The sequence below is a fragment of the Benzoatithermus flavus genome (assembly GCF_037908215.1).
Lineage (GTDB): Bacteria > Pseudomonadota > Alphaproteobacteria > Geminicoccales > Geminicoccaceae > Benzoatithermus > Benzoatithermus flavus.
Genome location: NZ_JBBLZC010000004.1, coordinates 181,724 through 204,474, shown reverse-complemented (window position 1 = coordinate 204,474; position 22,751 = coordinate 181,724). Strand labels below are relative to the sequence as shown.

Annotated in this window: 21 protein-coding genes; 12 read left to right on the top strand and 9 right to left on the bottom strand. The window is 70.9% G+C overall.

Features of this window, described 5'->3' with window-relative positions; all coding sequences use genetic code 11:
- Positions 1-4 precede the first annotated feature (4 nt).
- Genes thiM (U1T56_RS06105) through U1T56_RS06060 form a run of 10 tightly spaced genes read left to right on the top strand, consistent with a single transcriptional unit; the run spans position 5 to position 7,621 of the window.
- Entirely contained in the window at positions 5-790 is a 786-nt protein-coding gene (gene thiM, locus U1T56_RS06105; RefSeq protein WP_418158552.1) for a hydroxyethylthiazole kinase, read from the top strand.
- Entirely contained in the window at positions 787-1,455 is a 669-nt protein-coding gene (gene thiE / locus U1T56_RS06100; RefSeq protein ID WP_418158551.1) for a thiamine phosphate synthase, read from the top strand. Before thiM (U1T56_RS06105) ends, thiE (U1T56_RS06100) begins: the two co-directional genes overlap by 4 nt.
- Positions 1,452-2,273, top strand: a complete 822-nt coding sequence (gene thiD / locus U1T56_RS06095) for a bifunctional hydroxymethylpyrimidine kinase/phosphomethylpyrimidine kinase (protein WP_418158550.1) — start codon at positions 1,452-1,454, stop codon at positions 2,271-2,273. The genes thiE (U1T56_RS06100) and thiD overlap by 4 nt, the downstream gene beginning before the upstream one ends.
- Positions 2,270-3,352, top strand: a complete 1,083-nt coding sequence (locus tag U1T56_RS06090; RefSeq protein WP_418158549.1) for a TRAP transporter substrate-binding protein — start codon at positions 2,270-2,272, stop codon at positions 3,350-3,352. Before thiD ends, U1T56_RS06090 begins: the two co-directional genes overlap by 4 nt.
- On the top strand, positions 3,345-4,130 hold the full coding sequence (locus U1T56_RS06085) for an ABC transporter ATP-binding protein (protein WP_418158548.1): 786 nt from the start codon (positions 3,345-3,347) through the stop codon (positions 4,128-4,130). The genes U1T56_RS06090 and U1T56_RS06085 overlap by 8 nt, the downstream gene beginning before the upstream one ends.
- Entirely contained in the window at positions 4,127-4,891 is a 765-nt protein-coding gene (locus U1T56_RS06080; protein WP_418158547.1) for an ABC transporter permease, read from the top strand. Before U1T56_RS06085 ends, U1T56_RS06080 begins: the two co-directional genes overlap by 4 nt.
- Positions 4,892-4,897: 6 nt before the next feature.
- Entirely contained in the window at positions 4,898-5,863 is a 966-nt protein-coding gene (locus tag U1T56_RS06075; protein WP_418158546.1) for an ABC transporter substrate-binding protein, read from the top strand.
- A complete protein-coding gene (gene thiM / locus U1T56_RS06070) occupies positions 5,860-6,648 on the top strand; it encodes a hydroxyethylthiazole kinase (RefSeq protein ID WP_418158545.1) in 789 nt (262 codons plus the stop codon). Before U1T56_RS06075 ends, thiM (U1T56_RS06070) begins: the two co-directional genes overlap by 4 nt.
- The gene (gene thiE, locus U1T56_RS06065; RefSeq protein WP_418158544.1) at positions 6,645-7,289 is read left to right on the top strand and encodes a thiamine phosphate synthase; all 645 of its coding nucleotides are present in this window, start codon (positions 6,645-6,647) and stop codon (positions 7,287-7,289) included. Before thiM (U1T56_RS06070) ends, thiE (U1T56_RS06065) begins: the two co-directional genes overlap by 4 nt.
- Before the next feature lie 26 nt (positions 7,290-7,315).
- Entirely contained in the window at positions 7,316-7,621 is a 306-nt protein-coding gene (locus U1T56_RS06060) for a PIN domain-containing protein (RefSeq protein WP_418158543.1), read from the top strand.
- Between the two features lie 15 nt (positions 7,622-7,636).
- Here the strand turns inward: U1T56_RS06060 and ybaL are convergent, their stop codons facing one another.
- Positions 7,637-9,352 carry a YbaL family putative K(+) efflux transporter gene (ybaL, locus tag U1T56_RS06055; RefSeq protein ID WP_418158602.1) on the bottom strand — a complete coding sequence of 572 codons (1,716 nt, stop codon included), beginning with the start codon at positions 9,350-9,352 and terminating at the stop codon, positions 7,637-7,639.
- Between the two features lie 171 nt (positions 9,353-9,523).
- On the opposite strand from ybaL, the gene U1T56_RS06050 reads away from it, so the two are divergent.
- Positions 9,524-10,387 carry a CE1 family esterase gene (locus U1T56_RS06050; protein WP_418158542.1) on the top strand — a complete coding sequence of 288 codons (864 nt, stop codon included), beginning with the start codon at positions 9,524-9,526 and terminating at the stop codon, positions 10,385-10,387.
- A gap of 4 nt (positions 10,388-10,391) precedes the next feature.
- On the opposite strand, the gene U1T56_RS06045 is transcribed toward U1T56_RS06050, so the two are convergent.
- Both U1T56_RS06045 and U1T56_RS06040 read right to left on the bottom strand, forming a co-directional pair.
- A complete protein-coding gene (locus U1T56_RS06045; RefSeq protein WP_418158541.1) occupies positions 10,392-12,269 on the bottom strand; it encodes an HWE histidine kinase domain-containing protein in 1,878 nt (625 codons plus the stop codon).
- A 62-nt stretch (positions 12,270-12,331) separates the two neighbouring features.
- Complete coding sequence (locus tag U1T56_RS06040; RefSeq protein ID WP_418158540.1) at positions 12,332-13,294, bottom strand: 2-hydroxyacid dehydrogenase; 963 nt, start codon at positions 13,292-13,294, stop codon at positions 12,332-12,334.
- 89 nt (positions 13,295-13,383) lie between these two features.
- Between U1T56_RS06040 and U1T56_RS06035 the strand changes: the two genes are divergently transcribed.
- Entirely contained in the window at positions 13,384-14,205 is an 822-nt protein-coding gene (locus U1T56_RS06035) for an EipB family protein (protein WP_418158539.1), read from the top strand.
- 18 nt (positions 14,206-14,223) lie between these two features.
- Here the strand turns inward: U1T56_RS06035 and U1T56_RS06030 are convergent, their stop codons facing one another.
- The 6 genes from U1T56_RS06030 to topA form a co-directional block, all read right to left on the bottom strand.
- Positions 14,224-15,135 carry an ROK family protein gene (locus U1T56_RS06030; protein ID WP_418158601.1) on the bottom strand — a complete coding sequence of 304 codons (912 nt, stop codon included), beginning with the start codon at positions 15,133-15,135 and terminating at the stop codon, positions 14,224-14,226.
- Positions 15,119-16,180: an OmpA family protein gene (locus U1T56_RS06025; RefSeq protein ID WP_418158538.1), complete on the bottom strand. Its 1,062-nt coding sequence runs from the start codon at positions 16,178-16,180 to the stop codon at positions 15,119-15,121. The genes U1T56_RS06030 and U1T56_RS06025 overlap by 17 nt, the downstream gene beginning before the upstream one ends.
- Before the next feature lie 162 nt (positions 16,181-16,342).
- Positions 16,343-16,510 carry a 50S ribosomal protein L33 gene (rpmG, locus tag U1T56_RS06020; RefSeq protein WP_418158537.1) on the bottom strand — a complete coding sequence of 56 codons (168 nt, stop codon included), beginning with the start codon at positions 16,508-16,510 and terminating at the stop codon, positions 16,343-16,345.
- 63 nt (positions 16,511-16,573) lie between these two features.
- Positions 16,574-17,746 carry an MFS transporter gene (locus U1T56_RS06015; RefSeq protein ID WP_418158536.1) on the bottom strand — a complete coding sequence of 391 codons (1,173 nt, stop codon included), beginning with the start codon at positions 17,744-17,746 and terminating at the stop codon, positions 16,574-16,576.
- An 8-nt stretch (positions 17,747-17,754) separates the two neighbouring features.
- Positions 17,755-20,016 carry a ribonuclease R gene (gene rnr, locus U1T56_RS06010; protein ID WP_418158535.1) on the bottom strand — a complete coding sequence of 754 codons (2,262 nt, stop codon included), beginning with the start codon at positions 20,014-20,016 and terminating at the stop codon, positions 17,755-17,757.
- 11 nt (positions 20,017-20,027) lie between these two features.
- Positions 20,028-22,733 carry a type I DNA topoisomerase gene (topA, locus tag U1T56_RS06005; protein ID WP_418158534.1) on the bottom strand — a complete coding sequence of 902 codons (2,706 nt, stop codon included), beginning with the start codon at positions 22,731-22,733 and terminating at the stop codon, positions 20,028-20,030.
- Positions 22,734-22,751: the final 18 nt, after the last annotated feature.

Below are 22,751 nucleotides of genomic sequence, written 5' to 3'. Positions count from 1 at the left end.
AGGCATGACGGTCCCATCTGTGCCCGAACCGGCCGCGGCGGCGCCCGCCGCCGTGTTCCCGGCCGCAGCCGGGCTCCTCGCACGGGTGCGCGAGGAGCGGCCCATGGTCCATTGCCTCACCAATCCCGCAGCGCTGACGCTTTCGGCCAACGTGCTCCTCGCCGTCGGTGCCGAGCCCAGCCTGAGCGCCGATCCCGAGACGGTCCGCGACTTCGTCGCCGGAACGAGCGCTCTCGTCGTCAATCTCGGTATGCTCGATCCCGCACGCGAGGCGGCGATCCTCGCGGCGACCGAGGCGGCGCCAGAGCTCGGCCGGCCCTGGCTGCTCGATCCCGTCAAGGTCGAGCTGAGCCCGAGCCGGCGGAAGTTCGCCCGCCGCCTGCTGGCGCGCCGCCCGGCCCTCGTCCGTGGTAACGCGGCCGAGATCGCGTGCTTCGCCGAGGGTGGGGATCCCCGAACGCTCGCCTGCGCCGCCGGCACGGTCGTCGCCCGGACCGGACCTTCGGATCTCGTCACGGACGGGGCGCGCACGGCCGAGATCGCGAACGGCAGCCCGCTCATGGCCGCGGTCACGGCGGTGGGCTGCGCCGCTTCGGCGCTGGCCGGCGCCTTCCTCGCCATCGAGCCCGATTCTTGGACCGCCGCCGTGGCAGCGCTCCTCGTCATGGGCGTCGCGGGCGAGCTCGCCGCTGCCCGCGCGCGCGGCCCCGGCAGCTTCGCGGTCGAGCTTCTGGATGCGCTCTACCGGCTGGACGAGCGCGATCTCCTCGAACGGGGACGGGTGCGATGAGCCCACCGCTCGATCTTCGCGTCTACGCCGTGCTCGACCCGACCCGCTGCCGGGAACGGCCACTCGCCGCGATGGCGGCGGCCGCAGCACGGGGTGGCGCCACCCTCGTCCAGCTCCGCGACAAGCGCACCCGGACGCGCGAGGTGGTGGCGGCGGCGCGGGCCGTGCGGGCGGCGCTCGAGCCCTTCGCCGTGCCGCTCCTGATCAACGATCGGGTCGACGTGGTGCTCGCCGTGGGTGCTGCGGGCGTGCATCTCGGCCAGGACGACATGGCGCCCGAGGATGCGCGGCGCCTGCTCGGACGCAAGGCGATCATCGGTGCGACGGTCCATCATCCGGACGAGGCCGACCGGATCGAGTCCGGCATCGTCGACTATGCCGGCATCGGGCCCGTGTTCGTCACCACCAGCAAGGCGAGCGAGGACCCGCCGATCGGACCCGCCGGGCTCGCCCGGCTCGTCGCCCGGCTGCACGGCAGGCTGCCGCGCTTTCCCTGCTGCGGCATCGCCGGGATCACGCACCTGAATGCCCATGAGGTGATCGCCGCCGGCACCGACGGCGTCGCCGTGATCGCCGACATCTTCATGGCCGACGACGTCGAGGCCGCGACGCGGCGTCTGCGCGGCGTGGTCGACGAGGCCCTTGCCCGCAAGGAGAGCGCATGACCCCGGTAGCCCTCACCATCGCCGGCTCGGATAGCGGCGGCGGCGCCGGTATCCAGGCCGATCTCAAGACCTTCTCGGCGCTCGGCGTCTACGGTTGCTCGGTGATCACCGCCCTCACCGCGCAGAACACGCTGGGCGTGCAGGGCATCCATGCCGTCGATCCCGCCTTCGTTCGCCAGCAGATGGATTCGGTGTTCGGCGATCTCGCCGTGGTCGCGGTCAAGATCGGGATGCTCGGCACGCCCGAGATCATCGCCGCCGTGGCCGAAGGGCTCGCGACCTGGAAGCCGCGCTGGATCGTACTCGATCCCGTAATGGTGGCGAAGAGCGGCGACAAGCTCCTGCTCGACGAGGCCGTAGCAGCCCTGCGTGAGCGCCTGCTACCCTTGGCCAGCCTGATCACGCCGAACCTGCCCGAGGCCGGTGTGCTCCTGCACGAGCCGCCGATCGGCGAGCGGCGGCAGATGCCATCGGTCGCGGCCCGCCTGCAGGGGCTCGGCCCCAAGAGCGTGCTCCTCAAGGGCGGGCATCTGCCGAGCAGCGAGGAGAGCCCCGACCTGCTCCTGCACGGCGGCGAGCTCTACTGGCTGGAATCGCCCCGCATCCACACCCGCCACACCCACGGCACGGGCTGCACGCTCTCGGCCGCGATCGCGGCCCTTCTCGCCCGCGGCCGGCCGCTGCCGCAGGCGGTGGCCGAGGCCAAGGAATGGCTCGCCGCCGCCATCGCCGCCGGCGACACGCTCGGCATCGGCCACGGTGTCGGTCCCGTGCACCACTTCCATGCCCTCTGGCCACAACTGGAGATCGCCCCGTGAGCGCTGCCACCCGTCGCCGGCTGCTCGCGGCCGGTACTGCCGCCGGCACGCTCGGCGCACCCGCGGTGTTGCGGGCGCAAACGCCCTTGCGCTGGCGGATGGTGACCTCCTGGCCGCGCAATCTGCCCGGCCCCGGCATGAACGCGCAGCGCCTGGCCGACCGGATCGCCCGGATGAGCGGTGGCCGGCTCATGGTCCAGCTCTATGCCGCGGGCGAACTCGTACCGGCGCTGCAGGTGTTCGATGCGGTCTATTCGGGTGCGGCCGAGATGGCGCACACGGCCTCGTTCTACTGGGCCGGCAAGGTCAAGGCCGCCTCGTTCTTCACGACCGTGCCGTTCGGGCTCACCCCTGCCGAGCACGCCGCCTGGATCGAGCACGGCGGCGGGCAGGCGCTCTGGGACGAGCTCTATGCGTCTTTCGGCATCAAGCCGTTCATGGCCGGCAACTCGAGTTTCCAGATGGGCGGCTGGTTCAAGCGCGAGCTGAAAGGTCTCGCCGATCTCGAAGGGCTGAAGCTCCGCAGCGCCGGGCTCGGCGGCGAGCTGTTCCAGCGCTTGGGCGCGGTCACGGTTGCCATGGGCGTCCCCGACATCTACCCGGCGCTGCAGAACGGCACCATCGACGGGGTCGAGTTCCTGGGTCCGGCGAGCGACCTCGCCGCCGGCTTCCACCAGGTCGCGAAGTTCTATTACTGGCCCACCTTCACGAAGCCCAATGGTACCGCCGAGTGCCTGGTCGGCCTCGGAGCCTGGCAGAGCCTCCCGGACGACCTCAAGGCGGTGGTCGCCAACGCCTGCGCCGCCGAGAATGCCTACACGCTGGCCGAGGCCGACTGGCGCGACGGCCAGGCGCTCGCAACGCTGGTCGAGCAGCACGGCGTGCAGCTCCGCCGCTGGCCCGCCGATATCGTGGCAGCGGCGCGGCGCGCGAGCGAGGAGATCCTGGCCGGCTTCACCGCCGGCAGCGACCTCGACCGGCGGATCCAGCGCTCCTATCAGGAGGCGCGGCAGCGCATCGAGTCCTGGTCGCGCGTCTCGGCCGAAGCCTATCTCGGCTCGCGGGGTGGCGGTGCCTGAGCCCGGATCGGGAGCATCCGCTCCTACCGCGCCCGGCCTCACCGTGGGTGTGCGCAGGCTCGTCTACGACGGCACGGTTCTGTTCGAGAACATGCGCTTTCGGCTCGAGGGAGCTCTTTGGACCTGCCTGCTCGGGCCTTCGGGTGTCGGCAAGACCAGCCTCCTTCGCCTGATCGCGGGCCTCGCTCCCGGTGCCCTCGTCGTCACCGACGATGGCCGTGGGCTCGAAGGCCGGGTGGCGCTGATGGCGCAGCAGGATCTGCTCCTGCCCTGGCTGCCGGTGATCGAGAACGTCATCCTGGGCTACCGCCTGCGCGGCACCACGCGCGCCGAGCGGCGGCGCTTGCGCGACCAGGCGCGAGAGCTCCTCGCCCGTGTGGGCCTCGAGCGCCATGCCGAGGCGCTGCCGGCGGCCCTCTCGGGCGGCATGCGCCAGCGCGCGGCACTCGCCCGCACGCTCATGGAGGACCGCCCGATCGTCCTCATGGACGAGCCGTTCTCGGCGCTGGACGCCATCACCCGCCATCGGCTGCAGGAGCTGGCGGCCGGGCTCCTCGCGGGTCGCACCGTGCTCCTCGTCACCCACAATCCCCTGGAGGCGCTGCGGCTCGGCCACCGGCTCTACGTCCTGAGCGGCCGCCCCGCCACGCCGCGCGGGCCGCTCCTGCCCAAGGGCCCCCCGCCGCGCGATCCCGCCGATCAGGCACTCCTGGCGCTCGAAGCCGAGCTCCTGAGGGAGCTGACCCGCTCTGCGGCGCTTCTGGAGGAAGCGTCGTGAGTCGATTCTTACGCCCGCTCGTCACCGCCGCCGGCATCCTCCTCGCCTGGGAGCTTCTGGTCCGGGCGGCGGGCCTGCCGCCCTTCATCCTGCCGGGCCCCGGCCGCGTGCTCACGGCACTTGCAGCACAGCACGAGCTCATTCTGCGCCATGCCGCCGTGACGCTGAGCGAGATCGTGTTGGGCATCCTGCTCGGCAGCCTGTTCGGCGCGGCCAGTGCCGTGCTCATTGCCGCCTCACGTCATGCCCGGCGCTGGCTCATGCCGCTTCTGGTCGTGAGCCAGGCGCTGCCGGTGTTCGCGCTCGCCCCCCTTCTCGTGCTCTGGCTCGGCTACGGCATGGCCTCCAAGGTCGCGATGGCGGTCATCATCATCTTCTTCCCGGTCACGGCCGCCTTCCTCGACGGGCTGCGCCGCACCGAGCCGGGGTGGATCGAGCTTGCCCGCGTCATGGACGCGAGCGCTTTCGCCATCCTCACCCGCATCCGCATCCCGGCGGCGCTGCCCGCCCTCGCCTCGGGCCTGCGCGTCGCCGCCGCCGTGGCACCGATCGGGGCCGTGGTCGGCGAGTGGGTCGGCTCCTCCGCCGGTCTCGGCTACCTCATGCTCCACGCCAACGCCCGCATGCAGGTCGACCTCATGTTCGCGGCGCTGCTCGTGCTCGCGGTCATGGCGCTGGCCCTGTGGCTCGCCGTCGATCGGGGGGCTCGGGCGGTCGTGCGCTGGCAGCCCGAAACCCTCGCCCACGATCATCAGGGATGACCGAGAATGGCATCAGCCATTATCACGAAACGCCTGGCATTCGCTCTCGCCTTGTGTCTCGCGGCTCTTCCCGCCGCGGCGGCCGACAAGCTCACCGTCGTCCTCGACTGGTTCGTGAACCCCGATCACGCGCCGCTCGTCGTCGCCCGCGAGAAGGGCTTCTTCGAGGGCGAAGGGCTCGACGTCGAGCTCGTCGCCCCGGCCGATCCCAACGACCCGCCCAAGCTCGTCGCGGCGAAGCAGGCCGACATCGCGGTCTCCTACCAGCCGCAGCTCCATCTTCAGGTGCAGGAGGGCCTGCCGCTGGTCCGGATCGGCACGCTCGTCGCCACCCCGCTCAACAGCCTCGTCGTCCTGAAGGACGGTCCGGTAAAGCGGATCGAGGATCTGAAGGGGCGGAAGGTCGGCTTCTCCGTCGGCGGCTTCGAGGATGCGCTCCTGGGCGCCATGCTCGCCAGACATGGCCTGAAGCTCGACGACGTCGAGCTCGTCAACGTCAACTTCTCGCTCTCGCCCTCGGTGATCGCGGGCCAGGTCGACGGCGTGATCGGCGCCTTTCGCAATTTCGAGCTCAACCAGATGGACCTCGCCGGCCATCCCGGCCGCGCTTTCTATCCCGAGGAGGAAGGGGTGCCGGCCTATGACGAGCTGATCTATGTCGCGCATAAAGACGGCCTCGCCCGGCCCGAGCTGCGCCGCTTCCTCGCCGCGGTCGAGCAGGCGACGCTCTGGACCCTGAACCACCCGGACGAGGCCTGGAACCTGTTCAAGGCCACCGACAAGGCGCTCGACGACGAGCTCAACCACCGGGCCTGGAACGCCACCCTTCCTCGTCTCGCCCACAGCCCGGCCGCCCTCGACGACGGCCGCTACCGGCGGTTCGCCGTCTTCCTGAAGGCGCAGGGACTGCTGAAGGCCGAGCCGCCGGTCGCGAGCTACGCCGTCGACCTGCTCGCGGAGAAGCAACCATGACCGGCTTCGTCGCCGAAGGGGTCGAGCGGGTGCGCCGCGAGGCCCCGCTCGTCCACAACGTCACCAACCTGGTCGCGATGACGCTTTCCGCCAACGTGCTGATCGCGGCCGGCGCTTCGCCGATCATGTCGGCGGCCCCCGAGGAGGCGGGCGAGCTCGCGGCCCTCTCGGGTGCGCTCGTCGTCAACATGGGTACCCTCACCCGCGACTGGGTGGAGGGGGCCGAAGCCGCCGTCGCGGGTGCTCGCACCGCGGGGAAGCCCTGGGTGCTCGACCCCGTAGGCGCGGGTGCCACCGCCTACCGGCGCGAGATCGCGGCCCGCCTCCTCGCCGGCCGGCCCCGGATCGTGCGCGGCAATGCGTCCGAGATCCTGGCCCTCGAGCGGGGTGCGAGCGGCGGCAAGGGGGTGGACAGCACCGCGGGCAGCGATGCGGCCGCCGAGGCGGCGATGGCGCTCGCCAGCCGCGCCCGTGCGGTCGTCGCCGTCACCGGTGCGGTCGACCTCGTCACCGACGGCAGCCGCACGTTTCGGATCGCGAACGGCCATCCGCTGCTCACCCGCACCACCGCCTCGGGCTGCGCGCTCACCGCTCTGATCGGGGCCTGGGCCGCCGTGCTCCCTGACCCGCTCGAGGCCACCGCCGGCGCGATCGCGGCCTATGGCATTGCCGCCGAGCGCGCGGCCGAGATCGCCCAGGGCTGCGGCAGTTTCGTTGCGGCTCTCCTCGATGCGTTGGGCTCGCTCGACGGTCCCACCGCGGCACGGCTGGCGCGGATCGCATGAGACGCCGCTTCGCCCTCGATCTCTATCTCGTCACCGACCGGGCGATGTGCGCCCGGCTCGGCATCGAGCGCGTGGTCGCAGACGCGGTCGCGGGTGGCGTCACGCTGGTTCAGCTTCGCGACGACGTCACGCCCGCGGCCGAGCTGGTCGCGATCGGCCGCCGCCTCAAGGCGCTGCTGGCACCTGCGGACGTGCCTCTCATCGTCAACAACCGGCTCGACGTGGCGCTCGCCTGCGGCGCCGACGGCATCCATGTCGGCCAGTCCGACGCGCCGCCGGCCGAGGCGCGGGCCCGGCTCGGCGAGCGCGCCATCCTGGGCCTCAGTATCACCGACCCGGTCCAGCTCGGCAGTGTCGATCCCGCCCTGGTCGACTATCTCGGCGTCGGCCCGATCTTCGCGACCGCCACCAAGGAGGACGCTGCCCCTGCGATGGGTCTCGCGGGCCTTGCCGCCGCCCGCGCTGCCACGACGCTCCCCATCGTCGCCATCGGCGGCATCGCGGAAGGCAATGCCGCCGAGGTCGTCCGCGCCGGTGCGGACGGAATCGCGGTCGTCTCGGCGATCTGCGCCGCGGACGAGCCGCGCGCCGCCGCCGAACGGCTCGCCCGCACGGTGGTGGAGGCCAGGCGTGGTCGCTGAGCCGCTGCCCGCCCTTCCTGCGAGGCATGGCGATGATCCTGACGGCTGGTATCTTACCGGGGGCACGTCATGGCCGGAACCCGCCTTTCCGCCACGGGGCAGTTGATCGTCCCCAAGGAGATCCGCGAGCGACGCTGGGTCTGCCCTGCCTGCCCGTCGACGAGGCCGGCACGGTGACCCGAGCGCTCGCCTGGTACAAACAGGGCCTCGACTTCGCCGATTCGCTGCATCTGGCCTCGGCTGCGCCTGCCGAGAGCTTCGCGCCGTTCGATGCCGGCTTGATCCGCCGGGCAAGGAGGCTGGGTTCCACGATTCCGGTGCATGAACCGTAAAGCTACGATTCCGCGCTATGCCGCCGCCACGGTCTGCCGATCCGCCCCTTCCACGCGGTCGCCGGCGGCGAGCGTCACCATGCGATCCGCCAGCTCGTGCTCGGCCAGGAGCACGGTCTGGGCGCCCTGCTCGCGCAAGTGCTCCGCTTCCGCGTCGGAGTGGGCGCGGGCGATCACCGCGATGGCCGGGTTGAGCTCGCGAGCCAGCGTCACGATGCGGCCGGCCTCGTAGCCGTTCGGGATCGCCACCAGGATCGCGTGCGCCTGCCGGATGCCGGCAGCGGAAAGGGTTTCCGGCCGCTCCGCACCGCCGACGATCGCCCGTCCGCCCGGTCGCTCCGGCGCGCCGCCTAAAAGTTCTGCCCGGCGTTCCACGACCACGAACGGCAGGCCGCGCGCAGCCAGGGCCTGCGCCGCACGCCTTCCCACCCGACCGTAGCCGACGACGATCACATGGCCCGCGAGGTCGAGCGCCACCGGGGTGGCGACCGGCTCCGCCTCCATGGCGGCGCGGAGCGAGCGCGCCTCGAGCCAGGGCTCGAGCCGGCCCAGGAGCCCGAACAGCACCGGGTTGAGCAGGATCGAGACGATGGCGCCGGCCAGGATCAGATCCTGGCCCTCCTTGGGCAGGAGACCGAGGCTCATGCCCAGACCAGCCAGAATGAAGGAGAACTCGCCCACCTGAGCCAGGCTCACCGAGACGGTGAGCGCCGTGCGCAAGGAGTGGCCGAAGGCCAGCACGATCAGGAGTGCGGCCAGCGACTTGCCGACCACGATCGTGAGCACCACCGCCAGCACCGGCAGAGGCTGCTGCACCAGCACCAGCGGATCGAACAGCATCCCGACCGAGACGAAGAACAGGACGGCGAACGCGTCGCGCAGCGGCAGGATCTCTTCGGCCGCATCGTGACTGAGATCGGAGCTGCTCAAGACCATGCCGGCGAAGAAGGCGCCGAGCGCGAACGAGGCGCCGAACAGCTCGGCGGCGGCGAACGCCACCCCCAGCGCCACCGCGAGGATCGCCAGCGTGAACAGCTCGCGCGAGCCGGTCAGGACGATGCGGGCCAGAAGCCACGGGATCGCTCGCCGGCCGACCACGAGCATGATGGCGACGAACAGCGCCACCTTGCCGAGCGTCAGCGCCAGAGCGAGCCAGAGGCCGGGGTCGGCCAGACGCTCCGCCAACGTTCCAGGGCCACCGCCGTCGAGCGAGCCCGCCAGCGCCGGTAGAATTACGAGCGCCACCACCATGGCGAGATCCTCGACGATCAGCCAGCCCACGGCGATGCGGCCGCGCCGGGTCTCGACCAGCCCGCGCTCCTCGAGCGCGCGGAGCAGCACGACCGTGCTCGCGACCGAAAGGCACAGGCCGAACACGAGGCCCGCACCGAGCGACCAGCCCATGAGCTCGGCCAGACCGACGCCCAGTGCCGTCGCGGCCGCGATCTGCACGACGGCGCCCGGAATCGCGATTCCCTTCACCGAAAGGAGATCCTCGAGCGAGAAATGCAGCCCGACGCCGAACATGAGCAGGATGACGCCGACCTCGGCGAGCTGCGGCGCCAGCTCGGTGTCGGCGACGAAGCCCGGCGTGAACGGGCCGACCGCGATGCCGGCCAGGAGATAGCCCGCGATCGGCGAGATCCGCAGGCGATTGGCCAGAGCACCCAAGAGAAAAGCCAGCACGATGCCTCCGGCCAGCGTGGTGATGAGGGGCGCGTCGTGCGGCATGCGGCGGCCTTTCTTGCTGGGGAATGGAGGCAGGAGCGGGCGCAGGGCCTGGAGCATAGCCGCCATCGGCTGGCGATGCCGGCCGGCGCCACCGATCGTGATCACCGCGGGCATGCGGGTGATCCCGTTTCCGTGCTACGGGGCAGGTGCCCTCTCGGCAAGGTGGAATCGATGTCAGGACAGGCGAGAGGCGATTTCCGATTCCGGTCGGCCGCGACTGCTCTCGTGCTGGGCGGCACGCTCGGGGCTCCCTGGTCGGCCGTTGCCTGCCCCGGCCTCGATCCGTGCGCGATTCCGGGTGGCGGCTACTATGCTCTGCCGCCGCCCGGCTGGAACGGCGACACGCCGTTGCCGACCATGATCTTCTTCCACGGCTACGGGATGAAGGCGCTGGAGCTGGCACAGGATCCGGATTTCACGAGGCCTTTCGCCATGGCCGGCGTGCTTCTGGTCCTGCCCGATTCGCTCGGGCCGGGCTGGGGCCGCGACCGGCCGACACCGCGCGGCCGCGACGAGATCGCTTTCAGCGATGCGCTGCGTGCCGATCTCGTCCACCGCTTCCATGCCGATCCCGGCCGGCTGCTCGCGAGCGGCTTCTCGGCCGGCGGCATCCTCACCCTCGAGCTCGCCTGCCGGCGCGGCGGGGGCTATGCCGGCTTCGTCGTGATCGCCGGCACGTTCCGCGAGCCTCTGCCCGCAAGCTGCCCGACCGGACCCGTCGACCTGCTCCAGATCCACGGGCTCGCGGATACGGTGGTTCCGATCGACGGAACCCCGCCCGACGATCCGATCCGGCTCGTCGGTGTGGAGGACGGGCTCGCGACCTTGCGTGCGCTCGACGGCTGCGGGAGCGCTCCGGACCGGACGACCGACGGCCCGTCCGGACAGCGCTGCTCGGTCTGGGACCGCTGCACGAGCGGCCGCGAGCTGCGCTTGTGCCTGCATCCGGGTGGTCATCTCGTGCCCGAGGGCTGGGTCGCGCAAGCGCAGGCCTGGCTGCGTGGCCTGAAGGGGGTGACGCGGACGGCGCGCTGAAGCCTCACGTCTCGGCCGTGCAGCCGAGCGGCAGGCGGATCGCGCAGCGCAGCCCTTCGGGACGGAAGTCGAGGGTGGTCTCGCCGCCGAGGCTGTGCCGGATGCTGTGCACGATCAGCATCCGCCCGAAGCCCTGCCGGGTGGGTGGCTCGACCTTCGGGCCACCGCTCTCGATCCAGACCAGCGTCAGCCAGGAGCCTTTCGGGCCGGGCTCCGTCGTCCACGACAGTTCGACCCGGCCTTGCGGAGCGGAAAGGGCGCCGTGCTTGGCGGCGTTGGTCACGAGCTCGTGCAGCACCAGCACCAGAGCCTGCGCCGCCTCGGGCCGCAGCATCACATCGGGACCGGCGATGACGGTGCGCGGCGGTCCGGTGGCCCGGCCACCATAGGGCGCCAGCTCGGTCGCCACGATCCGGGCGAGGCTCGCTCCTTTCCAGCGGGTCTCGGCCAGGAGGGTGTGGGCATGAGCCAGCGCCTTCAGCCGCCCGAAATAGGTTTCGCGTTCCGGACCTTGGGGCAGCGTGGCGGAAGCGAGCGCCTGTACCAGCGCCAGCGTGTTGCGCACGCGATGATCGAGCTCCGCCATGAGGACGCGCTTCTGCTCGTCCGCCTCCTTTTCCGCGGTGATGTCGAGGATGACGCCGTCCCAGACGACGGACCCGTCCTCGCCCCGGTGCGGGAGCGCCATGCTCCGTATCCAGCGCACCTCGCCGTCCTTGGTGAGGACCGTTCCCTCGACCTCGTAGGGTGTCAGCGTCTCGGCCGAGCGCAGCATCTCTCGGCCGACATCCGCGCTCTGCTGGTAGCGAACGACGTCGCCGAGCTCGGCCAGCGGCCGCGGCCGGCGCAGATCCTCCGCCGAATCGTGGAACAGCCGCTCGACCCCGCCGCTCACGAAGGGATAGCTCACCGTGCCGTCGGGGTGAAGGACGCGACGGTAGATGACGCCGGGAAGGTTGGCGGCGATCTCGGACAGGCGCCGCTCGGTCGCCGCTTCGGCGGTGAGCGCCGCGAGCTGCACCTCCGCCGCCTGCCGCCGCTCGTGATTGCGCACGAGGAAGAAGGCGAGCAGGCCCGCGATCAACACGGTGCTGCCGCCTGCTCCGAGGAGCGAGAGCCGCAGCAGGAACAGCGGCTGCTCGACCACCGCCGCCGGCGCTCCGATCGCGACGGTCCAGCCGGTAGCAGGCGAGCGCGTGAACAAAGTGTAGACCCGATCGCCCTCCTTGTTGAGCGAGAAGAAGTAGCCCGCCTGCGCGCGCTCGATCTCGGCCCGTAGCGAAGGCGTGATCGGGGTGCCGACATAGATCTCGCGGTTGCGGTTGCGCCCGGCGATCCGGAACTGGCCGTCGATCGCGGCGACCGTCCAGCCCTCGGGCACGGCCGAGCGTTCCAGGAGGTCGCTCAGCACGGCGGAATCGAGGCTCGCCACCAGCACGCGCCCTTTCTCCCCGCTGCCCGGCACCGGTGCCGCGAGAACCAGTGGCGGCAAGGAGTCCGCGACGTCGCGGGGCAGGATCGCGGCGGTGGGCTGCCGGATCGTCGTCAGCTCGGCGAGTATTCCCGGAGCCCGCCCGAGATCGCCCACACCGGCCACGACCTCACTGGCGTCCGCCTCGATCAGCGCGATTCCCCGCCAGCCGTGCTGTCCCCGCAGGTGGTCCGCCGGACCACTCCGGATCGCGGCGGGGGCACCTCCTTCTTCCGCCACGAAGGCTGCGAGCGCTTCGAGCGCCGCGAGCTCGCGGCCGAGGGTCGTGTCGACCACAGCCAGCGAGTCGCGCGACGCGCGCCACTGCTTCTCCTCGAGCGAGGCGCGCTCGGCGGCGATGCTCCGGTAGGCGAGCGTCGCCGCGAACAGGAGGATCGGGACCGCCGCCACCGCGGCGATCGCGAGGAGACGCGGCCTGGACCGTCTAATAAGTGGCACCCTGCTCGACCGGCTCAGGTCAAGGCATCCGGCGCCGGCCGGCCGGCGAAGAACGCGTCGAGATTGTCGAGCGCGCGAAAGCCCATGGCGTTCCTGGTCTCGATCGTGGCGCTGCCGATGTGCGGCAGGAGAAAGCAGTTCGGCAGATCGTAATAGCCGGGATGGATGTTCGGCTCGCCGGCAAAGACGTCGAGGCCGGCCGCGAACAGGCGGCCCGATCGTAAGGCGGCGATCAGCGCCTCGTCGTCGATCAGCGTGCCGCGGGCGGTGTTGACGACGACGGCACCTTGCGGAAGGAGCTCGATCGTCCGCGCGTCGAGAAGGTGATGGGTCTCCGCACCTCCCGGGGCGTTGAGCGACAGGAAGTGGCAGTGCGGCAACAGCTCCTCGAGCGTCGCGTGGTACACGGCACCTTCCTCCTTGTCCGCGGGCAGCCGGCGGCGGTTGTGGTAGTGGATGACCATGCCGAAACCCCGAGCCCGCCTTGCGGTCGCGAGCCCGATCCGCCCCATGCCGACGATGCCGAGCACGCGGCCCGAAAGCTCGAGGCCCAAAAGCTCGGTCGACTTCCAGCGCTCCCAGCGCCGCTGCCGCAGCATGGTCTCGGCCTCCCAGGCGCGGCGCGCGGCGCCGAGCAGGCACAGCATGGCGATGTCGGCCGTGGCCTCGGTGAGCACGTCCGGCGTGTTGGTCGCGACGATGCCGCGTTTGCGGCAGGCCTCGAGGTCGATATGCTCGTAGCCGACCGAGAACGAGGCGATGATCCGCACCCGTTCGGGCAGCCGTGCGATGATCTCGGCCGGCCACTTCTCGGCGCTGGTGGTGAGAATCCCGTCCACGCCGGCGGCCAGGCGGACGAGGTCGTCCGGGGTGTAGGGCCGGTCCTCGGGGTTGAGGATGGCGTCGTAGTCGCGGCGGATGCGCTCCTCGACCGCATCCGGCAAGAGGCGTGTCACGAACAGTCTGGGTTTGGCCATGTCCCTCGACCCCCTGTTTCTCCGAGCCCGGCGCGCCGATCTCTTATCCCAGGCCATGCGGCCCCGTCATGTACCGGAGTGAACCGTTCGTGGATCGCACCTTCCGTTTTTCGTCCCCTCTCGCGGGACCGGCGGCTGCCGCCCTGGTCCTCCTCGCGATCCATGGATCCGTAGCCGAAGCGGCACCGGCGGTCGAGCTGCTGTCGCACCGGGCCGCCTACCGCTTGAGCCTGGGCGGATCGGAGGGCAGCACGAAGCTGTCGCAGGTGAGAGGCGGGCTCGTGCTCGAGTTCCGCGCCGCCTGCGACGGCTGGCTCAGCCAGCAGCGGCTGGGATTCGTGGCCGAGGCGGCGGAGGGCCCGGGCTTCACCTACGACGTCCGCTTCTCGAGCTGGGAATCGCGCGACAAGACCCAGCTCCGCTTCCATGTCCGCTCGTTCGACGGCAGGGAGCTGCAGGAGGAATTCCGCGGCCTCGCCAGGCTCGATGCTCCCGGCGCCAAGGGCAAGGCCCGCTACAGCCAGCCCAAGGGCACGGAGGTCGAGCTGCCGCCCGGCACCATCTTCCCGACCGAGCACGTGCAGGAGCTGATCGAGGCCGCCCGCGCGGGAGAGAGGTTCGTGACCCGGCAGGTGTTCGACGGCTCGGGCGAGGATGCGCTCATGATCGCGACCGCGGCGATTGGCGAGTCCAAAACCGCGACCCGGCCGGGCGGGGGAACGGAGCGGCGCTGGCCGGTGAGCCTCGCCTACTTCCCGCTCGCCAAGGAGGACATGCTGCCGGAATCCGAGATGACGTTCGAGCTCGCCGAGAACGGTGTCTTCTACGACGTCACCCTCGATTACGGCGACTACACGCTGAAAGCCGAGCTCGAGCAGCTCGAAACGTTCGATCCGCCGGTCTGCAAGTGATCGCCACGAAGCACGGGCTCAGCTCGCGCCAGCGAGCTCGCGGCCGAGCCAGGCGGCACCTCTCGCCCCCGAGCTGTCGCCGTGGAGCGGCGGCAGAAGCTTCGTCCGCACCTGGTCGGAGAAGACGTAGCGCTGCCAGCGGACGGCGACGTTGGCGTAGAGCCGCCTCACGTTCGAGAGGCCACCGCCCAGGACGATCACATCGGGATCGAGGATGTTGATCACACCGGCGAGCGCTCGCGCCAGCCGGTCCTCGTAGTGACGCAAGGTGGTGAGCGCCGCATGGTCGCCCGCCTTGGCACGGTCGATCAGCTCCGGTGCGGTGAGGTTCTCGCCGAAGCGGCGGCGATGGTCCATGGCGAGCCCGTAGCCCGAAAGCCAGTTCTCGAGGCAGCCGTGCCGGCCGCAGTAGCAGGCCGGTCCCGGCCGTTCGTCTGCGAGCGGCTGCGGCAGGGGGTTGTGACCCCACTCGCCGGCGATGCCGTTGGCGCCCCCGAGCACGCGCCCGTGGACGACGATGCCTCCGCCGACACCGGTGCCGAGAATGGCGGCGAAGACCACGGCGGCACCCGCGCCGGCTCCGTCCCTGGCCTCCGAGAGCGCCAGGCAGTTGGCGTCGTTGGCGAGCGCCACCGGCCGGCCGAGCGTCTCCGCGAGCTCCCGGTCGAACGGGCGGCCGTTGAGGGCCGTGATGTTGCAGTTCTTGAGGAGACCCGTCACGGGCGAGATCGCGCCCGGATGGGCCACACCCACCGTGCAGCGCTGCCCGAGCTCGACTTCGACCTCGCGGACGAGGCCGGCGATCGCGTCCGGGACGGCATCGCGGCGCGGTGGCGGGGTGGGCCGGCGGCGACGCAGGAGTTCCCGTCCGTCCTCGTCCAAGGCCACCGCCTCGATCTTGGTGCCGCCGAGATCAACCCCGATCGCGATCGCCATCCTTCTTCCCCGAGCCATCTTGCTCGCGTGGGCTCATGGGTGCTCCGGGCTCCCCGGTCACGCTCTGCGCCGGCAGAAGAAGATGCGCCCGGACGGCGACGCGGCCGGGAGGAGCGCCCTCGACGAGCGTACCGCGCACCCGCACGTCGCGGAAAGGGGCGTTCCGCTGCAGCCATTCGGTGATCCGCGCGAGCCGCCGCCCGGCGAGCCAGCGCTGGAAGCGACGAGCGACGTCCGGATCGGCGTCGTCGGGTGCGGGCTCGTCCACCGTCGCCGCGAGCTCGAACTGGTAGCCCTGCCCCTTCCCGAGGCCGCTCACGAACCGCTTCAGCGTCGCCTCGGCGCCTGCGGGAAGATGGCTGTTCTTGGGCTCGAACAGGATCTCGGCACCGGCCACGGGCGCACCGGCGGCAGGCGGCGGGAGGGGCGCCGGGGGGGCCGGTGTGGGAGCCGCTGTGGCGGGATGGAAGGTGCGCGACGCGGCCGCCTTCGGCTTCACGGGACGGGGTGCTGGCGGATCCACGGCCCGTGCCAGAGCCACCCCGCCGCATTCCTCGCCTTCGATCAGGCGGAAGATCCAGAGCGTGACCCCGGCCTCGTGCACCGTGAAGCGGTAGTCCGAGAGCGCTGCCACGGCGTCGGCGGGAAGGCCCGCCCGGCCCAGGCGCTTCTTCACGAGCTCGCTTCTCGCCTGGGCTAGCCCTTGTGCCCCGACCGCATCGCCCCCGGCTTCGGTCTCGGGGCGTACATGACCGATCGCCTGCGCCGTGAGGAAGCAGTCGGTGGCGATCGTCTCGACGAACCGCTGCAGTGCCGCCTCGACCGGTGCGGTCAGCTCCCGGCTGCCGGGTGCGAAGGGGATGGTGTGCACGCTGACCGTGGCGATCCGGCCGTCGCGGATGGCGAACGGCAGCCGGTCCCAGGCCGGGATGGGAAGTTCGCCTCCCTCAGCGCGAGCGGGCGATGCTGAAAGCAAGGCGGACAGAAGAAGCGAGCACCCGACCGCCGTCGGGCCGACGATCCGCCACCTGTTGCGCATGCGGTCATTCTCGCGCTCAGCCGACGACCGGTTTATCTACCACAGATAGAAACGATCATCCACGGCTTCGCGATCGGGCGTCGGGAAACGACAAAGCCCGCGCCGGGGCACGGGCCTTCGTCGTGCGAGACGGCGGGCGGCGCGGACGCGCCGGCCCGGAGCCTACTTGATCTTGGCTTCCTTGAACTCGACGTGCTTGCGCGCCTTCGGGTCGTACTTGCGCAAGGTGAGCTTCTCGGTGGTTTTGCGGGGATTCTTCTTCGTGGTGTAGAAGTATCCGGTCCCCGCCGAGCTGACGAGCTTGATCAACACGGTAGCGGGCTTCGCCATGGGCGGCAGTCCTCGAAATCGGCAATAGGCTGGCGGCGCACCATACGGAGCCGTGCCCGCCTGTCAAGGATCGGCTTGCGATGCCGGGGCACGGGCATGGCCGGCCACGAGCAGCACGGCGAGAAGTACCAGAAGAGGTGGGACCAGTGCCAGCGGAAAGCTCGCGCTCCCGGCCGTGTCCATGACCGCACCCGTGAAGGGCGGCCCGGCGATGGCGCCGAGCTGGAAGGTCATCACGAAGGCGGTGTTGGCCTTGGTGAGATCGGCACCGCGGAAGCGCTCGCCCACCAGCACCAGCGGGAGCGTGTAGAGCGCACCCATCGCCCCGCCGAGGAGCACGAGGAGCGGCCAGAGCAGGAAGACGTGTCCTGCCGCCCGCGGCACCAGCAGGAGCCCGGCCACGGCGAGGCTTGCACAGACCAGCATGACCCGTTGCCGCTGCCAGCGGTCGGCGAGCCAGCCCACCGGGTACTGGAAGAGGATGTTGCCGGAGAGCCAGACGGCGACGAGGGCGGCGGCCGTCCGCTCGCCCGTGCCGAGATCGAGGGCATAGACCGGGAGCAGCGCGAAATGGGCGCTCTCGAGGAGCGCGTAGACGAACACGCCGGCCATGGCGACGGGGGCGATGCGCCAGGTGTCGAGGAGTCGGAGCCGGCCGTGGCCTTCGGGCAGCATCCGACCTTCGACGGCGCGCAAGCACGCAGCCGGAACGAGACCCAGCAGGAAGAGGGCGCTCGCCAGCGCGAACGGCAGGACGCCTTCGCTGCCCGCCAGCATCAGCAGGAGTGGTCCGGCGGCGAAGCCCAGGCTGAAGAGCGTGGCGTAGAGCCCGAGCACGCGGCCGCGTAAGCCCTTGGGGGCGAGCGTGTTCACCGAAGCCTCGCTCAGCACGAACAGGAGCGCGCCGGCGCAGCCGAAGACGAGCCGGACCGGTGCCCAGAAGACGGGCTCGACCCATAAGGGGAAGACGAGCATGCAGCCGGCCGTGACGACGAGGGCCGAGCGTATGCACCGCACCGGGCCGAGCCTTCGCACCAGCCGGTCGACGAAGGGTGCCACGACGAAGATGCCGAGCCCGCCCGCCGCCGTGTTGAGTCCGATCGCGAACGGATCGACCCCTTCCCGCTCGAGCACGAGCGAGAGCAGCGGGACGGCGAGCGAGAACGTCATGCCGACGAGGGTCGCCGTCGCCATGACGAGCGCGAGGTCGCGCCATGCGGCCGGAACGAGAGGCATGGCTCGGCTCAGTGTCGGCGCCGCGGCCTGGCCGACCGGCCGATCCGCCGGAGGCTGCCTTTTCGGGGCGGCCCGGCCTTGCGCCAGGCGGTGCTGGCGAGCTGCGCTCCCCGGCCGGGCTCGTGCTCCTCGAGGCGGAAAAGGAGCGTGCCCTGCACCGGATCGGCCTCGACCAGCTCCACCTTGACCCGATCGCCCAGCGCGAAGCTCTCGCCGGTGCGCTGGCCGACCAGGGCCTGGTGCCGCTCGTCCAGAAGGAACGCCTCGTCGCCCAGCGTGGAGACCGGAACCAGGCCCTCGGCCCCGATCTCGTCGAGCGTCACGAACAGGCCGAAATAGACCACGCTGGTGACCTGGGCGTGGAACACGGCCCCCACCCGCTCGACCAGGAACTGCGCCACCAGCCGCTCGAACGCACGCCGCTCGGCCTCCATCGCCCGGCGCTCCATGCGCGAGAGATGATCGCCCAAGCTCGCGAGCTGCGCTTCGTCGATCGCAGGATGGAGCCCGTCGGGGCCGAGCCCCAGGTGCCGGATGAGGGCGCGGTGAACGACGAGGTCGCTGTAGCGGCGGATCGGCGAGGTGAAATGGGCGTAGCGCTTCAGGTGCAGGCCGAAATGACCGATGTTCCTCGGGCTGTAGACCGCCTGTGCCTGGCTCCTGAGCACGAAGGCCGAGACCATCTCGCGCAGCTCGTGCTCGGCGAGGTTGCGCAAAAGGCGCGTGAAGTCGCCCGGCTGCTTCGCGGTGCGGCTCCAGGGCATGCCCAGATGCTCGAGGAACTGGGCGAGCGCTTCGAGCTTCACGGGATCGGGCTTGTCGTGGACGCGGTAGAGGCAGGGCCGGTCGTGCTCGGCGAGTTCGCGCGCCGCCGCCACGTTGGCCGCGATCATGAACTCCTCGATCAGCATGTGGCTGGCCAGGCGCTCGCGTGCCTCCACCCCATGGATGCGGCCCGTCTCGTCGAACACGATCTTCCGCTCGGGAAGCTCCAGCTCGATCGTGCCGCGCCGGTGCCGTGCCTCCAGAAGCCGCTCGAAGGCCGCATAGAGCGGCCCGATCACCGGCTCGAGCAGCGGCTCCGTCACCGCATCGGGGTTGCCGTCGCGGGCGGCCTGGACCTGCCGGTAGGTGAGCCGTGCGCGGCTGCGCATCAGCCCGCGGCAGAACCGCCAGCTTTTGATCTCGCCCCTTCGGTCGATCGTGATCCAGACCGCGAGGCAGGCCCGATCCTCGTTCGGCCGCAGCGAGCAGAGATCGTTCGAGAGCGCCTCGGGGAGCATCGGGATGACGCGGTCGGGGAAATAGACCGAGTTGCCGCGGTTCCTGGCCTCGCGGTCGAGCGCGTCGTTCGGCCGGACATAATGCGCGACGTCCGCGATGGCGACGAGGAGCGTGTGCCCACCCGGATTCCCGGGGCTGGGGTCGGGTGCCGCCCAGACCGCATCGTCGAAGTCGCGCGCGTCCTCGCCGTCGATCGTGACGAGATCGACGTGCCGCAGATCCTCGCGCCGGCCGAGCGCCACCGGCCGGGCGGCCGCCGCCAGCGCTGCGGCCTCGGGTGGAAAGGTCATCGGCAGACCCATGGCCACCGCCGTCATCAGACTCAGGACGCGCGGATCGTCGGGCCGACCGATCCGCTCCTTCACCCGGGCGCGTGCCAGGCCCAGCCGCCGGCTGGGCACTATCTCGGCGACGACCAGATCGCCCACGTCGGCCCCGCCGAGTTCACTCGCCGCCACCATGAACTCGGCCCGTGCCCGGCGGTCCGCCGAGCGGATGCGATAGCCGTCGTGCGCCGCCTCGACCACGCCCGTGACGCTCGTGGGCCGGTGCGGCAGGAGCCGGAGCGGTCGTGCCTCCAGCTCGCCCTCACCCGAGGGCACGAGCCGGGCGAGCAGCCGGTCGCCGACACCGGGCGCCATGTCGCGCAGGCGCTCGGCCGGCAGCACGATCCGCAGATGCGGCAGCTCCGGATGCTCGAGCAGGAGGTCGCCGTTGTGGTCGATGCCGGCGACGTCGACCACCGCCGTGCGCGGCCTGTCCGCCTCCTCTTCCGTCCCCGCTGCCGCCTTGCGCCGGCGCCGGCCGAACAGGCCTTCGGCCGCAAGCTCGCGCAGGATGTCCTTGACGATCGCCCGGTCGCCGCGCTCGCGCGCGAGTGCCTTCAGGATCTCGTTGCGGCCGAGACCCTCGCCGTGCCGCTCGAGGAAGCGCACGACCTCCTCGCGGGTCGGGGGCGGCAGGGCGCTCCGGCGGCGGACGGCCAAGAGGGCGGCTCTCAGGACCGTTTGCGGGCAGGAGGGGCGGGCGCTTCGGCCTTGGCCGCCGTCCGCGATGCCGGCTTCTCGGCCGTCCGCCTGGCACCTGCGGCGCTGGCCTTACGCGGCGTAGGCGCGGCCTTGGCCTCGGCCGCCGGCTTCTTTTTCGCCGTCGAGATCTTCCTGACGCGCGGCGGCCGCCCGCCGCCTTGCGCCACCTTCTCGGCACGCTGGGCGAGGAGCTGGATCGCCTGCTCGATCGTGAGCGTTTCGGGCGTCATGCCCTTGGCCAGGCTGGCGTTGAGCTTGCCGTGCTTGACGTAAGGTCCGAACCGGCCGGCATGGACCGTGATCGGCTCGTTGTCCTCGGGATGCGGCCCGAGCTCGCGCAAAGGTCCGGCAGCAGCCGCGGCGCGCCTGCCCTTGGGCGGCTCGGCCAGAAGCGCCAGCGCCCGGTTCATGCCGATCGTGAACACGTCGTCGTCGGGCTCGAGCCGGACATAGGTCTTGCCCCGCTGGACGTAAGGTCCGAACCGGTTGATGCCGGCCAGGATCGGCTCCTTCGTCTCGGGGTCCCTGCCGACCTCGCGTGGCAGCGAGAGCAGCTTCAGCGCGAGGTCGAAGTCCACCTGCTCCGGCGTTACCCCGGCCGGCAGCGAGCTGCGCTTCGCCTTCTTGCCCGCACCCTGCTGCACGTAGGGCCCGAAGCGGCCGATCTTCAGCCAGACCTCCTCGCCCGAGGCGGGCTCGGTGCCGAGCAGCCGGTCGCCGCTCTCGGCCTCGATCCTGGTCTCGCCGTCGCTGCCCACCGTGAACGGCCGGGTGTAGTTGCAGTCGGGGTAGCGCGAGCAGCCGATGAACGGCCCGAAGCCGCTGAGCTTGAGGCCCAGCCGCCCCTCGTGGCAGCGCGGGCATTCCCTGGGATCGCTCTCGCCGTTGCCCGGAAAGAGGAGCGGGCCCAGCGCATGGTCGAGCGCATCGATGATCTCGCGCTGGCGCTGCTCGCTCACCTCGTCGAGCCGCGCCTTGAACGGCTCCCAGAACTGCCGCAGCACCTCTTTCCAGAACAAAGCACCCGCCGCCACGTCGTCGAGCTGGTCCTCGAGCTGGGCGGTGAAGCCGTACTCGACCCAGTGGCCGAACTTCTCGACCAGGAAGGCATTGACGAGCCAGCCCTTGTCCTCGGGCACGAAGCGCTTCTGCTCGAGCCGGACGTAGGAGCGGTTCTGGAGCACCGAGATGATGCTGGCATAGGTGCTGGGCCGGCCGATGCCGAGCTCCTCCAGCTTCTTGACCAGGCTCGCCTCGGTGAAGCGCGGCGGCGGCTCGGTGAAGTGCTGGAGCGGCGTCACCGCCCGTTTCCGCGTGGGATCGCCCACGGCGAGCGGCGGCAGGATGGCGCCCTCCTCGTCCTCCTCGCCGGAAGGATCGTCCCGGCCCTCCTGGTAGAGCTTGAGGAAGCCGTCGAACGCCACCGTCTGCCCGGTCGCGCGCAGGCCCACCACCCCGTCGGCCGAGCCGATGTCGACCGTGACCCGGTCGAGCAATGCTGCCGCCATCTGGCTCGCCACGGTGCGCTTCCAGATCAGCTCGTAGAGCCGGCGCTCGTCCTCGCCGAGATGGCCGCGCAGCTCGGAGGGCATGCGGAACAGGTCGGTCGGCCGGATCGCCTCGTGGGCTTCCTGCGCGTTCTTGGTCTTGGTCTTGTACTGCCGCGGCTTCTCCGGGAGATAGTCCTCGCCGAAGCGCTGCCCGATCAGCCGGCGGCAGGCGCTCAAGGCCTCGCTCGAGAGCTGGACGCTGTCCGTGCGCATGTAGGTGATCAGGCCCACGGTCTCGCCGCCGATGTCGACGCCCTCGAACAGGCGCTGTGCGGTCTTCATGGTGCGATCGGCCGAGAAGCCCAATTTGCGCGAGGCTTCCTGCTGCAGGGTCGAGGTGCTGAAGGGCGGTGCCGGGTTGCGGCTCACCTGCTTCTTCTCGACATGGTCGACCAAGAGATCGCGCGCCTCGACCTCGCGCACGGCGCGGCGCGCCGCCGCCTCGTCGCGAAGCGCGAACTTGTCGAGCCGCTTGCCGTCGAGCTGGGTGAGCCTTGCCTTGAAGGGCTTGCCCTCGGGATTCTCGAGCAGCGCCTCCACCGTCCAGTACTCGATCGGCTCGAAGGCCTGGATCTCGGCCTCGCGCTCGCAGATCAGCCTGAGCGCCACCGACTGCACCCGGCCGGCCGAGGAGCCCGACTTCGGCAGCTTGCGCCAGAGCACGGGCGAGAGCTTGAAGCCGACGAGATAGTCCAGCGCCCGGCGCGCGCGGTAGGCGTCGATCAGGTGCTCGTCCAGGGAGCGTGCATGCTGCACCGCCTCGGTGACGGCGGGCTTCGTCACCTCATAGAACACGGCGCGCTGCACGTTGACGTTCTTCAAAGCCTTCTTCTGGCCCAGGACCTCGAGCAGATGCCAGGAGATCGCCTCGCCCTCGCGGTCGGGGTCGGTCGCGAGGATCAGGCGATCGGCGGCCTTCACCGCCTGGGTGATCCGCTCCAGCGCGTCCTTCTTCTGCTGGAGGACACGCCAGTGCATCTCGAAGTCCTTCTCGGGCTCGACCGCACCGTCCTCGTCGAGCAGGTCGCGGACGTGACCATAGCTCGCGAGGACCTTGTAGTTTCCGCCCAGATACTTCTCGATGGTCTTGGCCTTGGCAGGCGATTCGACGACGACGACGTCCATAGGTCACGCGATTTCCGA